Origin of the sequence: Nocardioides sp. SLBN-35 (assembly GCF_006715725.1) — a bacterium.
GTDB lineage: Bacteria > Actinomycetota > Actinomycetes > Propionibacteriales > Nocardioidaceae > Nocardioides.
On record NZ_VFNU01000001.1, the window covers coordinates 3,675,986 to 3,695,884 of the forward strand.

15 protein-coding genes and 2 rRNA genes are annotated in these 19,899 nt (G+C 68.7%); 7 read left to right on the forward strand and 10 right to left on the reverse strand.

Going from position 1 to position 19,899, the window contains the following annotated elements; all coding sequences use genetic code 11:
* Window positions 1-192 precede the first annotated feature (192 nt).
* Genes FBY23_RS17760 through FBY23_RS17770 form a run of 3 tightly spaced genes read right to left on the reverse strand, consistent with a single transcriptional unit; the run spans window position 193 to window position 2,742 of the window.
* A complete protein-coding gene (locus FBY23_RS17760) occupies window positions 193-693 on the reverse strand; it encodes a peroxiredoxin (protein ID WP_260806075.1) in 501 nt (166 codons plus the stop codon).
* Window positions 690-2,342, reverse strand: coding sequence for an AMP-binding protein (locus FBY23_RS17765; RefSeq protein WP_141799356.1), 1,653 nt, complete (start codon window positions 2,340-2,342; stop codon window positions 690-692). The genes FBY23_RS17760 and FBY23_RS17765 overlap by 4 nt, the downstream gene beginning before the upstream one ends.
* Before the next feature lie 22 nt (window positions 2,343-2,364).
* The gene (locus tag FBY23_RS17770) at window positions 2,365-2,742 is read right to left on the reverse strand and encodes a DUF3052 domain-containing protein (protein ID WP_141801133.1); all 378 of its coding nucleotides are present in this window, start codon (window positions 2,740-2,742) and stop codon (window positions 2,365-2,367) included.
* Between the two features lie 229 nt (window positions 2,743-2,971).
* Here FBY23_RS17770 and aceE point away from each other — a divergent pair, with 229 nt between their 5' ends.
* Window positions 2,972-5,797, forward strand: a complete 2,826-nt coding sequence (aceE, locus tag FBY23_RS17775; RefSeq protein WP_396954499.1) for a pyruvate dehydrogenase (acetyl-transferring), homodimeric type — start codon at window positions 2,972-2,974, stop codon at window positions 5,795-5,797.
* 34 nt (window positions 5,798-5,831) lie between these two features.
* Here aceE and FBY23_RS17780 read toward each other — a convergent pair whose 3' ends face one another.
* Together FBY23_RS17780 and FBY23_RS17785 are read right to left on the reverse strand one after the other, a co-directional pair.
* Window positions 5,832-6,833, reverse strand: a complete 1,002-nt coding sequence (locus FBY23_RS17780) for an SLC13 family permease (protein WP_141799358.1) — start codon at window positions 6,831-6,833, stop codon at window positions 5,832-5,834.
* A gap of 21 nt (window positions 6,834-6,854) precedes the next feature.
* Window positions 6,855-7,853, reverse strand: a complete 999-nt coding sequence (locus FBY23_RS17785; RefSeq protein ID WP_141799359.1) for an alpha/beta fold hydrolase — start codon at window positions 7,851-7,853, stop codon at window positions 6,855-6,857.
* A 136-nt stretch (window positions 7,854-7,989) separates the two neighbouring features.
* Here FBY23_RS17785 and FBY23_RS17790 point away from each other — a divergent pair, with 136 nt between their 5' ends.
* From FBY23_RS17790 to FBY23_RS17810, 5 genes are all read left to right on the forward strand, one after another.
* Window positions 7,990-9,174 carry a CdaR family transcriptional regulator gene (locus tag FBY23_RS17790; RefSeq protein WP_141799360.1) on the forward strand — a complete coding sequence of 395 codons (1,185 nt, stop codon included), beginning with the start codon at window positions 7,990-7,992 and terminating at the stop codon, window positions 9,172-9,174.
* A gap of 115 nt (window positions 9,175-9,289) precedes the next feature.
* Complete coding sequence (locus tag FBY23_RS17795) at window positions 9,290-10,231, forward strand: ACP S-malonyltransferase (protein WP_141799361.1); 942 nt, start codon at window positions 9,290-9,292, stop codon at window positions 10,229-10,231.
* The gene (locus tag FBY23_RS17800) at window positions 10,228-11,226 is read left to right on the forward strand and encodes a beta-ketoacyl-ACP synthase III (RefSeq protein ID WP_141799362.1); all 999 of its coding nucleotides are present in this window, start codon (window positions 10,228-10,230) and stop codon (window positions 11,224-11,226) included. The genes FBY23_RS17795 and FBY23_RS17800 overlap by 4 nt, the downstream gene beginning before the upstream one ends.
* A 71-nt stretch (window positions 11,227-11,297) precedes the next feature.
* The gene (locus tag FBY23_RS17805) at window positions 11,298-11,543 is read left to right on the forward strand and encodes an acyl carrier protein (RefSeq protein WP_141799363.1); all 246 of its coding nucleotides are present in this window, start codon (window positions 11,298-11,300) and stop codon (window positions 11,541-11,543) included.
* 33 nt (window positions 11,544-11,576) lie between these two features.
* Entirely contained in the window at window positions 11,577-12,827 is a 1,251-nt protein-coding gene (locus tag FBY23_RS17810) for a beta-ketoacyl synthase (protein WP_141799364.1), read from the forward strand.
* A gap of 129 nt (window positions 12,828-12,956) precedes the next feature.
* Here FBY23_RS17810 and FBY23_RS17815 read toward each other — a convergent pair whose 3' ends face one another.
* Together FBY23_RS17815 and FBY23_RS17820 are read right to left on the reverse strand one after the other, a co-directional pair.
* A complete protein-coding gene (locus FBY23_RS17815) occupies window positions 12,957-13,454 on the reverse strand; it encodes a DUF3145 domain-containing protein (protein ID WP_141799365.1) in 498 nt (165 codons plus the stop codon).
* Between the two features lie 206 nt (window positions 13,455-13,660).
* Complete coding sequence (locus tag FBY23_RS17820; RefSeq protein ID WP_260806076.1) at window positions 13,661-14,581, reverse strand: alpha/beta fold hydrolase; 921 nt, start codon at window positions 14,579-14,581, stop codon at window positions 13,661-13,663.
* 56 nt (window positions 14,582-14,637) lie between these two features.
* On the opposite strand from FBY23_RS17820, the gene FBY23_RS17825 reads away from it, so the two are divergent.
* On the forward strand, window positions 14,638-15,246 hold the full coding sequence (locus FBY23_RS17825) for a hypothetical protein (protein ID WP_141799366.1): 609 nt from the start codon (window positions 14,638-14,640) through the stop codon (window positions 15,244-15,246).
* On the opposite strand, the gene FBY23_RS17830 is transcribed toward FBY23_RS17825, so the two are convergent.
* The 3 genes from FBY23_RS17830 to FBY23_RS17840 form a co-directional block, all read right to left on the reverse strand.
* Window positions 15,247-16,236: a lipopolysaccharide assembly protein LapB gene (locus tag FBY23_RS17830; protein WP_141799367.1), complete on the reverse strand. Its 990-nt coding sequence runs from the start codon at window positions 16,234-16,236 to the stop codon at window positions 15,247-15,249.
* Window positions 16,237-16,333: 97 nt separating this feature from the next.
* A 5S ribosomal RNA gene (gene rrf / locus FBY23_RS17835) occupies window positions 16,334-16,450 on the reverse strand.
* Between the two features lie 110 nt (window positions 16,451-16,560).
* A 23S ribosomal RNA gene (locus tag FBY23_RS17840) occupies window positions 16,561-19,683 on the reverse strand.
* Between the last annotated feature and the right edge of the window lie 216 nt (window positions 19,684-19,899).

Here is a 19,899-nt window from a genome sequence, read left to right on the forward strand (position 1 = left end):
CAGGACCGAAACCAGCGCCCCGCCGGACCGGAGGCAAAAATGAGCTGAACCGCTGGCGTCTCGGGTCACCAGCGGTTCAACGAGTAGAACAGTAGCCGCCGGATCCCGTCCGTCCAACGGATCGAGCCCAAATAGTTGAAAAATGACCCAAATGGACTACGCGAACGGACCGAACTGTCTAGGAGCAGGCTCCTAGACAGCAGCCGCGCGCAGCGCCTCGAGCAGGTCGTCGGCGCTCCGGGCGGCGGGCTTGGGGTTGTGCACCGACCAGGCCAGGCGGCCCGCCTTGTCGATGACGTACGACGACCGCTCGGCGCTGCCACCGCGCTCGTCGAACACGCCGTACGCCCGCGCGACCTCGCCGTGCGGCCAGAAGTCGCTGAGCAGCCCGAAGTTGAGACCGTCGGCGTCGCTGAACGCGCGCAGCGCGTAGACCGGGTCGCAGGAGATCGCGAGCACCTCGGTGTCGAAGGTGAGGAACTCGTCGAGCCGGGTCCGGATGCCGTGCATCTCGCCGCTGCACACCCCGCTGAACGCGAACGGGTAGAAGACGAGCGCGACCGCCTTGACCCCGCGGTACGACGACAAGGTGATGTCCTGCCCGAACTGGTCGCGCAGCGTGAAGTCGGGCGCGAGTCCGCCGATCTCGATGCCCGCGGCGGCGCTGGGCGGTCCGGCCACGTCGGGCCTCACGGGGTGGAGTCCGTCGGCTCGATCGCCGCGAGCTCGCGCTTGAGGACCTTGCCGGTGGCGTTGCGGGGCAGCTCGTCGAGGAAGACGATCTCGCGCGGCACCTTGTAGCGGGCCAGGTTCTGCTTGACCAGGTCCTTGAGCTCGTCGGCCGAGACCGGCTCGGCCTCGGGGACGCGGACCACGAAGGCCCGCAGCCGCTTGCCGAAGTCGGGGTCCTCGACGCCGATGGCGGCGACCTCGGCCACCCGCTCGTGGGCCGCGAGGCAGTCCTCGACCTCCTTCGGGAAGACGTTCTCGCCACCGGAGACGATCATCTCGTCGTCACGGCCCTCGACGTAGAGCCGGCCCTCGGCGTCGAAGCGGCCCACGTCGCCCGACGACATCAGGCCGTCGACCATCTCCTTGCCGCCACCGCCGGTGTAGCCCTCGATCTGCAGGGAGTTGCCGACGAAGATCCGGCCCGACTCCCCCTGCGGCAGCTCGCGGCCGTCGGCGTCGAGGATGCGTACGACGGTCTGGTGCGGCAGCCGGCCGGCACAGCCGGGCGCCTCGCGCAGGTCCTTCGGGGAGGCGATCGAGGCCCAGGCGACCTCGGTGGAGCCGTAGATGGAGTACAGGTTGTCGCCGAAGCGGTCCATCCACTGGGTCGGCAGGTCGCCGGGCAGCGCGGAGCCGGAGGACGCGACCGCCTTGAGGTGCGGCAGCGGGTAGCGGTCCAGCGTCTCGGCCGGCAGCGCCAGGATCCGCTGGAGCATCACGGGGATGACCGCGAACGAGTCGCACTCCTCGTCGTGGAGGATCCGCAGCGCGTCCTCGGGGTCGAACCTGCGGGTGAGCACCAGGGTGGTGCCCAGCATCATCGCGAGCTGGTAGTGCGCGAAGCCCCAGGTGTGGAACAGCGGCGCGGCGACGTGGCACTTCCAGCCGCTCTTGAGCGGCATCCGCGACAGCAGCGAGATCGCCGCCGGCAGGCCGCCCTGGGGCCGGGGCGCACCCTTCGGCGTACCCGTCGTGCCCGAGGTGAGGATGATGGTGCGGCCCTTGCTGGCCGGCGGCGTGAGGTCGGCGGTGCGACCGGCGGCGACCCCCGCCGAGATGAGTCCCTCCAGGCTGTCCGGACCCGCGTCGCCGTCGGTCCAGCCGAGCACCCGGTCGGCGATGTCGGCGCCGGAGAGCAGGCCGGTGAACTCCTCGTCGTGGACGACGACGCGCGGCTTCTCCCGCGCGATCACGTCGGCCAGCTGCGGGCCGGCGAAGGCGGTGTTGAGGTAGAGCACGTCCGCGCCGAGCTTGCTGACGGCGATGGAGGCCTCGATGAAGCCGCGGTGGTTGCGGCACATGACGGCCACGCCGTCGCCCGCCCTCACCCCGCGGGCGCGCAGCCCGTGGGCCAGCGCGTTGGTGCGCTCCTGCAGCTCACCGAAGGTGAGCGCACCGCGCTCGTCGATGATCGCGACCTGCTGGGGCATCCGCAGCGCGATGGTCTTGAACCCGCCCGCGGGCGTGGTGCTCCACTGCCGCAGGGCGTTGGCCATGCCGGCGATCACGAGCGGCGAGTAGGGGCGCACGATCCCCGACTCGGTCAGGATCTTGAGGCTGGTTCCGGTGTCCTTGACCCGGCCGGTGACCAGGTGCGCGATCTTCCCCATGCCCCTATTCAAGCCCACGCCGTCAGGCGACGGACTTGGGTGCCACCAGTCGGGTCGCCGCCCAGTCCTTGCTGACCGCGGCGGCGGTCGTCTGCGAGAGGCCGGCGATGGGGGCCGCCTCGGCGATGTCGGCCGCGTCGACCGCGCCCGGGCGCCCGATCTTGGGCGTCAGCAGCCAGATCACGCCACCCCCGACGAGGTCGGTGAGGGCGTCCACCAGGCCGTCGACCAGGTCGCCGTCGTCGTTGCGCCACCACAGCAGGACGGCGTCGACGACGTTGCCGTAGTCACCGTCGACCAGGTCGCCGTCGATGGCGTCCTCGATCGCGACGCGCAGCTCGTCGTCGGTGTCGTTGTCCCAGCCGAGCTCCTGGACCACCATCCCCTGCTTGAGGCCCATCCTCTCTGCGGGTCCGGTCGGGCCGGATGAGCTGGTGCCGCCGGTGGCGGTCGAAGTCACGGTGAGTCCTCCAGTGGTTCGGGTACGACGAACGTCCCGCGGGTGCGGGATGAGGAGTAGTCCAGCGGAGTCTGGGGTCGTGGCGCAACCCTCAGGCGCCCAGAACGTCTCCCTCGCAGTACTCACGGGTAGATTTTCTGCCCTTCTGAGAGGTGCAACGATGGGCGACGTGACCTCCGACACGAACACCGGCACCAACTCCGACGGCACCACCCCGGCCGTGCGCGCGGCGTCGACTCCCTCGGTCATCCACGAGGGCCTGCCGACCCAGCTCCCCGACATCGACCCCGACGAGACCCAGGACTGGATCGACTCGTTCAACGCGCTCGTCGACGAGCGCGGCCGGGAGCGGGCCCGCTACGTCATGCTGCGCCTGCTGGAGCGCGCCCGTGAGGCGCAGGTGGGCGTGCCGGCGCTGCGCAGCACCGACTACATCAACACCATCCCGCCGGAGCGCGAGCCGTGGTTCCCCGGCGACGAGGACGTCGAGCGCCGGATCCGGGCGTTCATCCGCTGGAACGCCGCGGTGATGGTGTCCAGCGCCAACCGCAAGGGCCTCGAGGTCGGCGGGCACATCGCCACCTACCAGTCCAGCGCGAGCCTCTACGAGGTCGGCTTCAACCACTTCTTCCGCGGCAAGGACCATCCGGGCGGCGGCGACCAGCTGTTCATCCAGGGCCACGCCTCCCCCGGCATCTACGCCCGCGCCTTCCTCGAGGGCCGCCTCAGCGAGGATCAGCTCTTCCGCTTCCGCCAGGAGGTCCAGCACGGCAAGGGCGCCGGCCTGCCGTCGTACCCCCACCCCCGGCTGATGCCGGACTTCTGGGAGTTCCCGACGGTCTCCATGGGACTGACCGGCATCAACTCGATCTACCAGGCGCGGTTCAACCGCTACCTCGCCAACCGTGGCATCAAGGACACCGGCCAGCAGCACGTCTGGGCGTTCCTCGGCGACGGCGAGATGGCCGAGCCCGAGTCGCTCGGCGCCATCCGGATCGCCGCCCGCGAGGAGCTCGACAACCTCACCTGGGTCATCAACTGCAACCTGCAGCAGCTCGACGGCCCGGTCACCGGCAACGGCAAGATCATCCAGGAGCTCGAGGCCAACTTCCGCGGCGCGGGCTGGAACGTGATCAAGGTGATCTGGGGTCGCGAGTGGGACGCCCTGCTCGCCCGCGACGTCGACGGCGTGCTCGTCAACCAGATGAACTCCACCCCCGACGGTGCCTTCCAGACCTTCTCGGTCGAGTCCGGCGCCTACAACCGCGAGCACTTCTTCGGCCCCGACCCGCGACTGCGCGCCATGGTCGAGCACATGACCGACCGGCAGATCGAGAAGCTGCCGCGCGGCGGCCACGACTACCGCAAGGTGTACGCCGCCTTCGACTCGGCGACCAAGCACGTCGGCCAGCCGACGGTGATCCTCGCCCACACGGTCAAGGGCTGGACGATCGACGCCCTCGAGGGCAAGAACGCCACCCACCAGATGAAGAAGCTCACCCAGGACGACCTCAAGAAGTTCCGCGACCGGCTCTACCTGCCGATCAGCGACCGCGACCTCGAGGCGGCCTACGAGGCCACCGGCGCCGCGCCCTTCTTCCACCCCGGTGCCGACTCGCCGGAGATCGAGTACATGATGGAGCGCCGTCGCCAGCTCGGCGGCTCGATCCCCCGGCGCGTGATCCGCGCCAAGGCCCTGAAGCTCCCCGGCGACGCGATGTACGCAGACCTGAAGAAGGGCGCCGGCAAGCACAAGGTCGCCACCACCATGGCCGCGGTCCGCCTGCTCAAGGACTGGATGAAGGATCCCGAGATCGGCAAGCGCCTGGTGCCCATTGCGCCCGACGAGTACCGCACCTTCGGCATGGACGCGATGTTCCCCTCGGCCAAGGTCTACGACCCGCACGGCCAGCAGTTCGAGTCCGTCGACCGCAACATGCTGCTGTCGTACAAGATGTCGCCGCAGGGTCAGATGCTCCACGAGGGCATCTCCGAGGCCGGCGCGATGGCCTCCGCGATCGCGGCCGGCTCGTCGTACGCGACCCACGGCCAGCCGATGATCCCGTTCTACATCTTCTACTCGATGTTCGGCTTCCAGCGCACCGGCGACTCGATCTGGGCGATGGCCGACCAGCTCGCGCGCGGCTTCCTGATCGGCGCCACCGCCGGCCGCACCACGCTGACCGGCGAGGGCCTGCAGCACGCCGACGGCCACTCCCCGCTGCTCGCGGCGACGAACCCGGCCGTCGTCCACTACGACCCGGCGTTCGGCTACGAGGTCGGACACATCATGCGCTCGGGCATCGAGCGGATGTACGGCGTGAACTCCGCGCACCCGCTCGGGGAGGACGTGATCTTCTACCTGACCGTCTACAACGAGCCGGTCGACCAGCCCGCCGAGCCCGAGGGCCTCGACGTCGCGGGCCTGCTCAAGGGCATGTACAAGGTCACCGACTCCCCCACGTCCGAGGGACCGCAGGTGCGCCTGCTCGCCTCCGGCGTCGGCTTCCCGTGGATCGAGGAGGCCAAGCGCATCCTCGCCGAGGAGTGGGGCGTCCAGGCCGAGACCTGGTCGGTCACCTCTTGGAACGAGCTGGCCCGCGACGGCATCGCCGCCGAGAAGTGGAACCTGCTCCACCCCGACGAGGCCCACCGCACGCCGTACGTCGCCGAGGCGCTCGGCGCCGGCGCGAACGCCGACGCCCCGGTCGTCGCGGTCTCCGACTACATGACCGCGGTCCCGCTGCAGATCGCGCAGTGGGTGCCCGCCGACTACCACGTGCTCGGCGCCGACGGCTTCGGCTTCGCCGACACCCGCCCGGCCGCCCGCCGGTTCTTCCAGGTCGACGCCCCGTCCGTCGTCGTGCAGGCGCTCGCCGCGCTCGCCGACGCCGGCGAGATCGACCCCGGCCGGGTCAAGGAGGCCGTCGAGCGCTACCGGATCGACGACCCGACCGCCGTCGCCGGTGTGCTGCAGGAGGGCGGCGACGCCTGACGCCCGACCGGCACGAGCGAACGTCGAGGGGCGGTCACAGCCAGCCGGCTGCGACCGCCCCTCGCGTCGTCACCAGCAGGACCGCCAGGAACGCGACGTTGACGAGCGTGAAGACCCGCAGGAACGTGCGGGTCTCCCCCGGACGCGCCGTGGCGTGCTGGCGCAGGGTGATCAGGCTGGCCAGGGACGCGACGATGGTGCCGACGCCGCCGACGTTGACCCCCACCAGCAGCTGCGCGTGCTCGGTCGTGAAGGGCGCCGCGAGCACCGCCGTCGGCACGTTCGACAGGATCTGGCTGGCGAGCGCGCTGACCAGCAGCGGGTCGAGCGCGAGCACGTCGCGCAGCGCCTCGGCGACGCTCGGCACCCGGGCCAGGCCCTCGGCGATCGCGAAGAAGCCGGCCAGTACGACGAGGAGCAGCCAGTCCACCTTCAGCAGCGCGGAGCGGTCGGCGACGAGCAGCACCAGCACGACGACCAACCCCGCCCACACCGGCACCGCACGGACGACGATCGCGACGGTGACGGCGAACAGCGCGAGGTAGAGCAGCGTGCGGCCGAGCACGACGCGGTGGGGGAAGACGACCGGCTCGTGCGGCGTCCGCCGTACCTTCAGGCAGACGAGCACGATGAGCACCACCGACGCGGCGAACGGCAGCACCATGATCCGCCAGAAGTCCCCCAGCCCGAGCCCGTAGAACTGGTACAGGTAGAGGTTCTGGGGGCTGCCGAAGGGCGTGATCATCCCGCCCAGGTTGGCGGCGACCGTCTCCATCACGAAGACGAAGGTCACCAGGTCGTCGTTGCCCGTCGCCCGCAGCGTCACCAGGGTGAGCGGCAGCAGGGTGAGCAGCGCCATGTCGTTGGTGATCAGCATCGACGCGACCAGCGTGAGGCCGACCAGGCCCAGCACCAGGGAGCGGCGGGTGCGCAGCAGCGCGATGATCGTCTCGGCGACCGCGCCGAAGAAGTGGACGCCGTCGAGGGCCCGTACGACGGCGAGCAGGCAGAAGACGCTGGTCAGGGTCGTCAGCACCGACGACCGCCAGCTGCGGGCTCAGGCAGAGGTGACCGCCTCGTCGCGCGCCTGTGCCGCGGCGACCGCGGCAAGCGGCCCGAGGGGCGCGGTCGCGCCGGCCTTGAGCATCCGCCGGAACCGCGCCCGGTTGTACGACGCCGGCTCGGTCGTCGAGATGAAGTCGTCGAGCAGCCGGACGAACTCCTCGGGGTGGTCCTTGTGCGGGAAGTGACCGGCGTCCGCGAGCACGTCCACCCGTACGTCGGGCGCCAGCGCCCGGGCGTTCTCGGCGTGGGTGGCCGGGATGACCTGGTCCTCGCGGCCCCACAGCACGGCCATCGGCATGGCCTCGCTGAGGTACGCACGGTCGGACATGGTCACGATCTGGCCGCGCCAGTCGATCACCGCGCGGACCAGGTGACGGATCGCGAACCGGGTACGTCGGTCCTTCCACGACTCGACGATGTCGGCGACCTCGTCGAGGTCGCGGGTGTACTTGCGCAGCGGTCCGAACGTGAGCCGCCCGGACGCCGTACGCAGGGCGAAGGTCTCGACCTGCCGGACGCCGGGCAGGGTCAGCAGCCCGACGGCGCGGAACCAGCCCGGCACCTGGATCAGCCGGATCATCGGCGACACCTCGGGCCCGAGGCCGCCGGTCGACACGAGCATCACCCGCTGGGTGCGCTCGGGGAACTGGTAGGCGAACTGCATCGCGACGCCGCCGCCGAAGCTGTGGCCGACCACGGTGACCTTGTCGATGCCGAGGACGGTGAGCAGGTCGCGCATCCCGTTGGCGTACCCACCGAGCGTGTAGTCGGCGCGCGGCTTGTCCGACAGGCCGTGCCCGAGCAGGTCGGGCGCGATCACGGTGTACCGCTCGGCGAGGTCGTCGATCACGTGCGCCCACGTGGTGTGGTCGCACGCGAGACCGTGCAGCAGCAACAGCGCCGGGCCGGAGCCCTTCTTGACGTACGCGCGGCGCTTGCCGTGCAGCATGACGTACTCGACCCCGTGCCGGACGTCGTTCCCCACCGACATCGCTGCGCCCCCTCCGCGCTCGGCTAGCAAATGCTCACTCCTGCTAGCAATGGTGCACGATTCAACCACGCGAGCCCGGCGCCCGACACCCCCGCCTCCGCATCGCGGGCGAGGCCTTGACCCCTAGGCTTTGACCATGTCCCCCACCGGTTCGGCGCAGCGGGCCGAGGCCACCCGGCAGCTGCGCGCCGCGACCGGCTCGCTGAGCACGGCGGCGACCGCCCGGATGGACTCCGACCTGCCGTGGTTCCGCGACCTGAGCGCCGAGGAGCGCTCCTACGTCGCGATGATCGTCCAGGCCGGCGTGAAGGGCTTCGTCGACTGGTTCGCCGACGCCGGCGCCTCCGACCCGCAGGACCACGCGCTGGTCGGCCAGGTCTTCGGCGCGGCGCCCCGCGCGATGGCCGGCACAGTCGACCTGCACCAGACCGTCGACCTGATCAAGCTCACCATCGACGAGGTCGAGGCCAACATCGAGCGCCTCCTGGACCCCGAGGTGCTGCCCGACGTGCACGCCGCCGTGCTGCGCTACGGCCGCGAGGTCGCCTTCGCCACCGCCGAGGTCTACGCCCGCGCGGCCGAGGTCCGCGGCCGCTGGGACGCCCGGCTCGAGGCGCTCGCCGTCGATGCCGTCCTGCGTGCCGAGACCGACGAGGCCGTGCTCTCGCGGGCCAGCGCCGTCGGCTGGTCCTCCCGCGGCGAGGTCGCGGTGGTGGTCGGCACCGCCCCGCCCGAGGCCGACGCCGCGGGCCAGACCGGCGTCTTCGACGACGTACGACGCGCCGCCCGCGAGGGCGGCCTCGATGCCTTGAGCGCGGTCCAGGGCCATCTGCTCGTCGTCATCCTCGGCGGCGTCGACCAGCTCGAGAAGGACGCCAGCACCGTGGTCCACCTGTTCGGCGAGGGCGCCGTCGTGGTCGGCCCGACCGCGACCGACCTGGCCCACGCCCACGTCTCGGCCCGGGTCGCCCTCGACGCCCTGCGCGCCGCCGTCGGCTGGCCCGACGCCCCGCGCCCGGTCTCGGCCCACGACCTGCTCCCCGAGCGGATCCTCGCCGGCGACGACCTCGCCCGCTGGGAGGCGATCGACGACCTCTACCGCCCGCTCGCGGAGTCCCGCGGTGAGCTGGTCGAGACCCTCGTCGCCTACTTCGCCAACGGTGCCGGCATCGAGGCCACCGCCCGCACCCTGTTCGTCCACGCCAACACCGTGCGCTACCGGCTCGGCCAGATCGGCGACCTCACCGGCCTCACCCCCTCGGTCCCCCGCGACGCGCTCACCCTGCAGCTGGCGCTCGTGCTGGGCCGCCAGTCGACCTGACCCCGAGGACGCCCCAGGCGGATCGGCGTCCTTGTAGGACTCCCACAAGGACGCGGCGCCAAGTTCGTGGACGGTGCAGGCGCGGTCGTCAGGCCCCGGACGGCAGTCTGGATCCGTGCTCGTGATCGTGGCCCCCGGACAAGGCGCACAGACGCCAGGATTCCTCTCGCCCTGGCTGGAGGATGACGCCGTCGCCGCCTACGTCGACTGGCTCTCCGCGGTCGCCGGGCTCGACCTGGGCCACTACGGGACCGAGGCCGACGAGGACACCATCCGCGACACCAAGATCGCGCAGCCGCTGCTGGTCGCCGCCGGCCTGGTCGCCGCACGCCGGCTCGGTGTCACCCCGGATGCCGTGACCGGCCACAGCGTCGGCGAGATCACCGCGGCCGTGGGCGCCGGTGTGCTCACCGCCGAGCAGGCCATGGTCCTGGTCCGTGAGCGCGGCAACGCGATGGCCGATGCCGCCGCCGTCACCCCGACCGGCATGACCGCCGTCCTCGGCGGCGACCGTGACGAGGTGCTGGCCGCCATCGCCGCGCAGGGCCTCACCGCCGCCAACGACAACGGCCCCGGCCAGATCGTGGCCGCCGGTACGACCGAGCAGCTGGCGGCATTCGCCGAGAACGGCCCCAAGGGCGGCCGCCTGCGCCCGCTCTCGGTCGCGGGCGCGTTCCACTCCCCCCACATGGCGCCGGCCGTCGACCACGTCACCGGGCTGGCCCGGGCCGTCACCGCCGCCGACGCACACACGCCCTTCATCACCAACTCCGACGGCACCACGCTCACCGACGGCCGAGAGGTGCTGGAGCGGATCGTCGGCCAGATCGCCCGTCCGGTCCGCTGGGACCTGTGCCTGGCCCGGATGGCCGACCTCGGCGTGACCGGCATCCTCGAGCTTCCGCCCGCCGGTACCCTCACCGGTATCGCCAAGCGCTACTTCCGGGGCGGCGAGCAGGAGGTCGAGACCTTCGGGCTCACCGGCCCGGAGCAGCTCGACGAGGCCCGGGCGTTCTGCGAGCGGCACGCCCTCCAGACCCAGGTGGTGCCGGCATGACGACGCTGCGGACCGAGACCGGACCGTCGTACGCCGCCGTGCTCGGCGTCGGCGCCTACCGTCCGTCGCGCGTGGTCCCGAACTCCGAGGTCGTCGACGCGATCGACTCCAGCGACGAGTGGATCCAGCAGCGCTCCGGCATCAGGACCCGCCGTTTCGCCTCCGAGGACGAGACCATCGTCTCGATGAGTGTCGCGGCCGCACAACAGGCCCTCGACGCCGCCGGGGTCGACGCCCGCCAGGTCGACTGCGTCATCGTCGCGACCGTCAGCCACCTGCTGCAGACCCCGTCGGCGGCCACCATGATCGCCCACCAGCTCGGCACCGAGCAGCCGGCGGCCTTCGACATCTCGGCCGCCTGCGCCGGCTTCTGCCACGGCGTCGCGCTGGCCAACGACATGGTCCGCGGCGGCTCCGCCGGCTACGCGCTGGTCATCGGCGTCGAGCGGCTCTCCGACATCACCGACCCCACCGATCGCGGCACCGCGTTCATCTTCGCCGACGGCGCGGGTGCGGTCCTGGTGGGCCCGTCCGAGACCCCCGGCATCGGCCCGGTCGTCTGGGGCTCCGACGGTGAGCACTACGACCACATCCGCACGCCCGACTGGCGCGACATCCTCGCCTCCGGCGAGAAGAAGATGCCGTGCCTGTCGATGAAGGGCAACGAGGTCTTCCGCTGGGCCTCGTACGGGATGGCCAAGGTCGCCCAGCAGGCGCTCGACCGTGCCGGCATCACCGCCGACGAGCTCGACTGCTTCGTGCCCCACCAGGCCAACAACCGGATCACCGACGCGATGGCACGCTCGCTCAAGCTGCCGGACTCGGTCAAGATCGCCCGCGACATCATCGACGCCGGCAACACCTCGGCCGCCTCGGTCCCGATGGCCCTGCGCCGGATGATCGACGACGGCGACGCGAAGAGCGGCGACACCGCGCTCCTCATCGCCTTCGGCGCCGGCCTGGCGTACGCCGCCCAGGTCGTCGTCGTTCCCTGACGGGTCGCCCCGCGGCCCGCCCACGGATTGCACCACCCTGCACCACCCATCAACCACGGGAGAACAAGAAAATGAGCACCGAAGAGATCCGCGCCGCCCTCGCCGAGATCGTCAACGAGGTCGCCGGTATCCCGGCCGACAGCGTGCAGCTGGACAAGTCGTTCAGCGACGACCTGGACGTCGACTCGCTCTCCATGGTCGAGGTCGTCGTCGAGGCCGAGGAGAAGTTCGGCGTCACCATCCCCGACGACGAGGTCAAGAACCTCAAGACCGTCGGCGACGCCGTCGCCTACATCGAGCGCAACCGCGCCGCCTGATCCCCACCTGACTCACCAAGGAGACCGACAGCCATGTCCCGCACTCGTGTCGTCGTGACCGGCCTGGGCACCACCAGCCCGCTCGGCGGCGATGTCGCCAGCACCTGGGAGGGCCTGCTCGCCGGTCGCTCGGGGATCCGTCCCCTCGGCGACATGGCTGACGGTCTCCCCGTGAAGATCGGTGGTACGGCGGCCGTCGAGCCCACCGATGTCCTCGACCGCGTCGTCGCCCGGCGTCTGGACCGCTCCTCGCAGTTCGCCCTCGTGGCGGCACTCGAGGCCTGGGCCGACTCCGGGCTCGACGCCGTCCAGGAGGCCGGCGACCTCGACGGCGACCGCTTCGGCGTCGCCTTCGCCTCAGGCATCGGCGGCGTGCAGACGCTGCTGTCCAACCACGAGGTCCTGCTCGAGAAGGGTCCGCGGCGGGTCTCCCCGATCGCCGTCCCGATGCTGATGGCCAACGCCCCGGCCGCGACCATCAGCCTCAAGCTGGGCGCCCGTGGCCCGGTCAACACCCCTGTCTCGGCCTGCGCGTCGGGCAACGAGGCGGTCTCCCTGGCCGCCGACCAGATCCGGCTCGGCCGGGTCGACGTCGCGATCGCCGGCGGCACGGAGGCAGCCATCCACCCGCTGCCCATCGCCGCGTTCGCCAACATGATGGCCCTGTCGAAGAACGACGGCGACCCGACCACGGTCTCCCGTCCCTTCGACGTGGCCCGTGACGGCTTCGTGCTCGGTGAGGGCGCCGGCGCCCTCGTCCTCGAGTCGCTCGAGCACGCCCAGGCCCGCGGCGCCCGGATCTACGCCGAGGTGCTCGGCACCGGCATCACCGCCGACGCCCACGACATCGCCCAGCCCGACCCGGAGGGTCGTGGCGGCACCCGTGCTCTGCGCGCCGCCGTCAAGGACGCCGGCGTCGCCGCCGGCGACATCGTGCACGTCAACGCGCACGCCACCTCGACCCCGCAGGGCGACGTCGCCGAGTCCCTCATGCTGCACGCCGTGCTCGGCTCGGCCGCCAGCGACCTGGTCGTCTCGGCCACGAAGTCGATGACCGGCCACCTGCTCGGCGGTGCCGGCGCGCTCGAGGCGGTCGCGACCGTGCTCGCGATCCACCACCGCACCGCGCCGCCGACCATCAACCTCGACGAGCAGGACGAGCGCGTCGAGCTCGACGTCGCGACCAAGCCCCGGGACCTCCCGATCGGCGACATCGCGGCGATCAACAACTCCTTCGGCTTCGGCGGCGCCAACGTGGCCGTCGTCTTCGGGTCGCTCGGCTGACCCTCCCCCGGACCGGGGTCGCTGGAACCCTCCCATCCGGCGGCCCCGACTGCAGATTGCTCCCAGACGAAAGGCGCCCCGGCTCGAGCTGAGCCGGGGCGCCTTTCGTCGTGTCGTGGGGGCGGGGGGTCAGACCACCTGGTGCAGCCAGCGCACGGGCGCGCCTTCACCGGCATGCCGGAAGGTCTCCAGCTCGTCGTCCCAGGGCTTGCCGAGGAGCTTGTCGATCTCGTTCTCGAGGGTGACCTCACCGAGCGCGGCGCGGACCACGGAGGCCTTGAGCCGGTCCTCCGGGATCATGATGTCGCCGTGCAGGCCCATCACGGCGTGGAAGACGCCGAGGTCGGGCGTGTAGGAGAACCGGGCGCCCTCGGTCGAGGACGTCGGCTCCTCGGTCACCTCGAAGCGCAGGTGGTTCCACCCGCGCAGCGCGGAGGCCATCTCGGCGGCGGCACCGACCTTGCCGGTCCACGAGAACTCGGCCCGGTAGGTCCCCGACTGCGCCGGCTGCGGCGTCCAGTCCGGGTTGACGGGTACGCCGAGGACACCGCCCACGGCCCACTCGATGTGCGGGCACAGCGCGGACGGCGCGGAGTGGACGTAGAACACGCCCCTGGTCGCACTCATGCTTCCGGTCACCACGAACCCTCGCTTCCTCTACCTCCGGCGCGAGATACGCCTTCCCCAGCGGTCTCAACGGAGATGTCGGATGTGCGAACGCGTGCGGACACCGTTTGCGGAGTGACACCTGTGATGTTGTGTTCCCATTGTGGCCCATGGGGCGGCGCGACACCAGCGCAACCGCCGCGTGTCTGGGTCACACCCTGCCGCAATCAGGCGCCGAGCGCGAGCAGCTCGTCCATCACCTGCACGGCGATGCCCAGGCCGCCGAGGTGGCTCTCGCCGTCGATGGTCGTCATCGTCGCGTCCGGGAGCCGGTCGACGCAGTGCCGCCCGTGCCGGAACGGCACGATGTGGTCGTCGTCGCCGTGCCACCAGCGCACCGGCACCTTCACATCGGCGAGCCGGAACCCCCAGTCCCGCGTGAAGAGCAGCAGGTCGGCCAGCGGCGCCGAGGTCTGGAACCGGCTGCCGTTGAGCAGGTCGTCGAGGAACATCGCCTTGAACTCCGGCCGGCCTAGCAGGTTCTTGTCCCCCGGCGGCTGCACCGCGGCGTAGAGGTCGAGTGCGGGGCCGGCGAGCGGCTTCACCGTCCGGATCGCACCGGTCAGCGCGACCCCGAGCGGCACCCGGGTCGCGGCCAGCAGCGGCGCCGCGTGCACCGCGAGCTGGATGATGCCGCCCTCGGCCGCGTCGGGGCCTCGCGTCGGCGCCACGCCGCCGAGGACGCCCACGCCAGGCACGCGATCGGGCAGCGCCGCACCAGCGGCCAGGGCATACGGCCCACCGCCGGACAGGCCGATCACCCGGGCGCTGTCGATGGCCAGAGCGTCGAGCAGCAGGCTCAGGTCCCCCGTCCAGTCGTGCACGTTCTCGTACAGGTGCGGGGTCGAGGACCCGATCCCCGGCCGGTCGATCCCGATGATCCGCGCACCCACCTCGGAGGCGTACGCGCGGGCGTCGACCGGGATCTGCCGACGCGCTCCGGGGGTGCCGTGCATCCACACGATCGCCGGACCGCGGCGCGACCCGTACTCGGCGAAGCTGAGCCGTCGCCCGTCGCGGACGGCGACGTTGCCCTCCAACGTCGGGCGCTTCGGCTGCTCGGGCATCCGGGGAGCGGGGAACGTCATGCGCAGGAGTGTGGCAGGTGCGACGCGCGGGGATGCCGGTGTCCTACGCTTCGGCCATGACCGACGGAGGAACCGCTCCCAGCACCGCGCCCAAGCCGGGACGCCGGCGCGCGGAGCGTCCGGCCCGCGGGCGCGACCCGGAGCTCGACACCTCCCGGGTGCCCCGTCCCTCGCTCCAGTCCCGGGGCTGGCGGATCGCCGCCCTCGCGGTCGCGCTCGTCCTCGCCGTGGCCTGGCTGGTCTGGTATGCCATGACCCCCGAAGACCTCCCGACGTCGAAGAAGGTCGTCAACGCCAACGGCGTCGCCGGCACCCCCCTGTATGTCGGCATGTTCGCCGCGCCCGCCGACCTCGGCCGGACCCTGCGGATCTCCGGGGTCCGGGTGCACACCACGAGCGACGTGAAGCTCAAGGTCACGCCGATGCTGTGCCGCCGCGGGACGATCGGCGTGACGACCCAGCCAGGCCAGTTCTGTGCCGACCTCGTCGACCCCGAGGGCGAGCGCCTCGTCGGCGGCGACTCGATCGTCGTCCGCATCGAGGCCGCGGAGGCGGCCCTGGCCGTCATCGACCGGGTGCGGATCGCCTACCGCGAGGACATCCGTTGGGACACGCAGCCGGCCGGCAACCAGCAGGCGATCGTCACGATCGCCGGCCGGCCCTGATCAGCCCCGGTCGATCTTCTTCTCGAGCGCCTCGGCCCGCTCGGCCGCGTCGGTGATCTCGTCGGCGTCGATCGCGTTGGTCTTGTGGAACCAGGTCAGCGCGTCGTTGAGGCGGCCGGCCTCCTCCAGGGTGTCGGCGTACGCGTAGCGCAGCCGGACGACCCACGACTCGCGGGTCTTGGTGTTGAGCGGCGACACCTCGAGGGTGCGCAGCGCAGCATCCACCTGCCCGAGGTCACGGCGGGCGCCGGCCTCGACCAGCGTCATCTCGGCCTTGGCCGCCGGCACGAACTTCACCACCGAAGGGCTCTTCGCGAGCTCGAGGGCCCGGGTCGGGTTCCCAAGCGCGCGGTGGCAGTCGGCCATGATCGGCAGGTACGCCGTCGCGCCGTTCATCCGCTTCGCCGCACGCAGCTCGGAGAGCGCCTCGGCGTAGTGACCCGCGGCGTAGGCGGCCTCGCCCACGGCCTCGCGCACGGAGGCGATGCGTGGCGCCCGCGCCTTCGCGGCCAGGGTGTGCTGGTAGGCGGTCTCCGGGTCGTCGTCGACCAGCTGGCCGGCAGCCGCCAGGTGTCGCGCCACGCGCGCGGCCAGCTTCTCGGGAAGGCCCTTGAGGTGCGCCCGCACGGAGGCGCTGAGCTCGGACCCGGTCACGTCCTCGGGTAGCGGCGGACCGTCGTAGACCGCCTGCTTCTCGGTGCGCTCCGCCGGGTCCATCCGCGGCCGACGCTCGCCGTCGGTGCGCGGAGCACCACGGCGCTCCCCCGACGGCTTCCCGCCGCGACCGGCAGGCTTGCGGTCGTCGAAGCGTCGGTCGCCACTGGGCTTCCGGTCGCCCGTCGGCTTGCGATCTCCACTCGGCTTGCGGTCGTAGGGCTTACGGTCCTCACCGCTGCGGGAGCTCGCACCCTTGCGGGGAGCTCCGCCCTGCCGAGGCCCGCCCTTGCGGGGGGCACCCGCGCCGTCACGACGGCCACGCTGGTCTGCCACGTCAGTCTCCTGGGACTACTCGAGATCGCTATTGAGGAATCTAGGTCCAAAACAGAGTAGGGGCCACCCGTGACGGGTGGCCCCTACCTGAATGTTTGTCCGGCGGCGTCCTACTCTCCCACATCCTCTCGGTTGCAGTACCATCGGCGCTGGCAGGCTTAACTTCCGGGTTCGGGATGGGACCGGGTGTTTCCCTGCCGCTATGGCCGCCGTAACTCTATGAACCCCTGTCTACGACACGTATGTCGGGGTTGGTCATCTTCATGTGGACGCGCGCACCAACACAGTGTTGTCTTGTGCTTGTTGAGTGTGTTGGGGGTTTGTTGTGGCAAGTCTTCGGCCTATTAGTACCGGTCGGCTGGGCATTACTGCTGTACACCTCCGGCCTATCAACCCAGTGTTCTGCTGGGGGCCTTAACCCACAAAGGGGTGGGAAACCTCATCTTGAAACGTGCTTCCCGCTTAGATGCGTTCAGCGGTTATCACTTCCGAACGTAGCCAACCAGCCATGCACCTGGCGGTACAACTGGCACACCAGAGGTTCGTCCATCCCGGTCCTCTCGTACTAGGGACAGCCTTTCTCAAGTTTCCTACGCGCGCGGCGGATAGGGACCGAACTGTCTCACGACGTTCTAAACCCAGCTCGCGTGCCGCTTTAATGGGCGAACAGCCCAACCCTTGGGACCTACTCCAGCCCCAGGATGCGACGAGCCGACATCGAGGTGCCAAACCATCCCGTCGATATGGACTCTTGGGGAAGATCAGCCTGTTATCCCCGGGGTACCTTTTATCCGTTGAGCGACGACCCTTCCACTCGGAGTCGCCGGATCACTAGTTCCGACTTTCGTCCCTGCTCGACATGTCTGTCTCACAGTCAAGCTCCCTTGTGCACTTACACTCAACACCTGATTGCCAACCAGGCTGAGGGAACCTTTGAGCGCCTCCGTTACATTTTGGGAGGCAACCGCCCCAGTTAAACTACCCATCAGGCACTGTCCCTGAACCAGATCATGGCCCTAGGTTAGACATCTAGTACGACCAGAGTGGTATTTCAACGATGACTCCACAACCACTGGCGTGGCTGCTTCAAAGTCTCCCACCTATCCTACACAAGCCGAACCAAACACCAATGCCAAACTATAGTAAAGGTCCCGGGGTCTTTCCGTCCTGCCGCGCGTAACGAGCATCTTTACTCGTAGTGCAATTTCGCCGAGTCCATGGTTGAGACAGTAGGAAAGTCGTTACTCCATTCGTGCAGGTCGGAACTTACCCGACAAGGAATTTCGCTACCTTAGGATGGTTATAGTTACCACCGCCGTTTACTGGGGCTTAAATTCTGAGCTTCGACTTGCGTCTAACCCGTCCTCTTAACCTTCCAGCACCGGGCAGGAGTCAGTCCGTATACATCGTCTTACAACTTCGCACGGACCTGTGTTTTTAGTAAACAGTCGCTTTCCCCTGGTCTCTGCGGCCTCCGGCGCTTCCCCAGCAAGTGGGTACACGCCTCGGGCCCCCCTTATCCCTAAGTTACGGGGGCATTTTGCCGAGTTCCTTAACCATGGTTGTCTCGATCGCCTCGGTATTCTCTACCTGATCACCTGAGTCGGTTTCGGGTACGGGCGGCTCATGGCTCGCTAGAGGTTTTTCTCGACAGCATAGGATCACCCACTTCGACATAAATGTCTCGGCATCACATCTCAGACTCACCCACCAAAGGGCTGGGACCCGGATTTGCCTAAGCCCCGTCCTACATGCTTACCCGCCGTCTACCATCGCGGCGGTTGGGCTACCTTCCTGTGTCACCCCATCGCTTGACTACTACCGGATGGGATCCCACGCTCCACACCAAGCCCTCACCCCGAAGGGATCAGTACGAGGTGCTTCGGGTGGTTAGCATCACCGGGCTCGTCATGGGCGCCATTTCGCCGGTACGGGAATATCAACCCGTTGTCCATCGACTACGCCTGTCGGCCTCGCCTTAGGTCCCGACTTACCCAGGGCAGATTAGCTTGACCCTGGAACCCTTGATCAATCGGCGCACGGGTTTCTCACCCGTGATTCGCTACTCATGCCTGCATTCTCACTCGTGTCACATCCACACCTGGATCACTCCGGCGCTTCACCCGTGACACGACGCTCCCCTACCCAGCTCCACCCCTGGACGCCCCTCAAGGAGACGCCTGGGTTGAATGGAACTGCCATGGCTTCGGCGGATGGCTTGAGCCCCGCTACATTGTCGGCGCGGAATCACTTGACCAGTGAGCTATTACGCACTCTTTCAAGGGTGGCTGCTTCCAAGCCAACCTCCTGGTTGTCACTGCGACTCCACATCCTTTTCCACTTAGCCACCTCTTAGGGGCCTTAGCCGATGGTCTGGGCTGTTTCCCTCTCGACTATGAAGCTTATCCCCCACAGTCTCACTGCCACGCTCTCACTTACCGGCATTCGGAGTTTGGCTAACGTCAGTAACCTGGTAGGGCCCATCGGCTATCCAGTGCTCTACCTCCGGCAAGAAACACGCAACGCTGCACCTAAATGCATTTCGGGGAGAACCAGCTATCACGGAGTTTGATTGGCCTTTCACCCCTATCCACAGGTCATCCCCTCCATTTTCAACTGAAGTGGGTTCGGTCCTCCACGCCGTCTTACCGGCGCTTCAACCTGCCCATGGATAGATCACTCCGCTTCGGGTCTAGAACACGCGACTCAAACGCCCTATTCGGACTCGCTTTCGCTACGGCTACCCCACACGGGTTAACCTCGCCACGTATCGCTAACTCGCAGGCTCATTCTTCAAAAGGCACGCTGTCACCCCAAAGGGCTCCAACGGATTGTAGGCACATGGTTTCAGGTACTATTTCACTCCCCGCCAGGGGTACTTTTCACCTTTCCCTCACGGTACTGGTCCGCTATCGGTCATCGAGGAGTATTTAGGCTTAACGGGTGGTCCCGCCAGATTCACACACCATTTCAGGGGTGGCGTGTTACTTGGGAAATGCTGAACACAGCCAGACACTGTCGTCTACGGGGCTATCACCCGCTACGGCACCGCTTTCCAACGGACTTCGACCTCGCGTCTGGTTTCTTACTGCGCGCCATCCCGGCAGAGACAGCAACAACACTCCCACAACCCCCACACCGCAACGCCTGCCGGCTATCACACGACATGGGTTTAGCCTCATCCGATTTCGCTCGCCACTACTCTCGGAATCACTTTTGTTTTCTCTTCCTACGGGTACTGAGATGTTTCACTTCCCCGTGTTCCCTCCACACATCCTATTTTATTCAGATGCGGGTAACTGGACATGACTCCAGCTGGGTTTCCCCATTCGGACATCCCCGGATCAACGCTCGGTTGCCAACTCCCCAGGGCATTTCGCAGGCTCCAACGTCCTTCATCGGCTCTCGATGCCAAGGCATCCACCATGTGCCCTTAACAACTTGCCCACAACAAACCACCAACACACACAACAAACACCCCACCACGAACACCCAGAATACAAGGCCCGCAGCAGAGCATCCATGCAGTCAGTGGTCCTCATCACAAGACGTGTGGTACAAACCTGATAAGAGAACACACAAAACAATCACGAAACAAACACTATTATTAATGCTCGCGTCCACTATGAAGAAGTCAAACAACCAGAAGCCAAACCAGCCCCA

Coding starts and splice junctions, on each gene's coding strand:
- FBY23_RS17765 (WP_141799356.1), bottom strand. CDS start 2,342: ATGGGGAAGATCGCGCACCTGGTCACCGGCCGGGTCAAGGACACCGGA.
- FBY23_RS17770 (WP_141801133.1), bottom strand. CDS start 2,742: ATGGGCCTCAAGCAGGGGATGGTGGTCCAGGAGCTCGGCTGGGACAAC.
- FBY23_RS17785 (WP_141799359.1), bottom strand. CDS start 7,853: ATGTCGGTGGGGAACGACGTCCGGCACGGGGTCGAGTACGTCATGCTG.
- FBY23_RS17790 (WP_141799360.1), top strand. CDS start 7,990: ATGTCCCCCACCGGTTCGGCGCAGCGGGCCGAGGCCACCCGGCAGCTG.
- FBY23_RS17800 (WP_141799362.1), top strand. CDS start 10,228: ATGACGACGCTGCGGACCGAGACCGGACCGTCGTACGCCGCCGTGCTC.
- FBY23_RS17805 (WP_141799363.1), top strand. CDS start 11,298: ATGAGCACCGAAGAGATCCGCGCCGCCCTCGCCGAGATCGTCAACGAG.
- FBY23_RS17810 (WP_141799364.1), top strand. CDS start 11,577: ATGTCCCGCACTCGTGTCGTCGTGACCGGCCTGGGCACCACCAGCCCG.
- FBY23_RS17815 (WP_141799365.1), bottom strand. CDS start 13,454: ATGAGTGCGACCAGGGGCGTGTTCTACGTCCACTCCGCGCCGTCCGCG.
- FBY23_RS17820 (WP_260806076.1), bottom strand. CDS start 14,581: ATGACGTTCCCCGCTCCCCGGATGCCCGAGCAGCCGAAGCGCCCGACG.
- FBY23_RS17825 (WP_141799366.1), top strand. CDS start 14,638: ATGACCGACGGAGGAACCGCTCCCAGCACCGCGCCCAAGCCGGGACGC.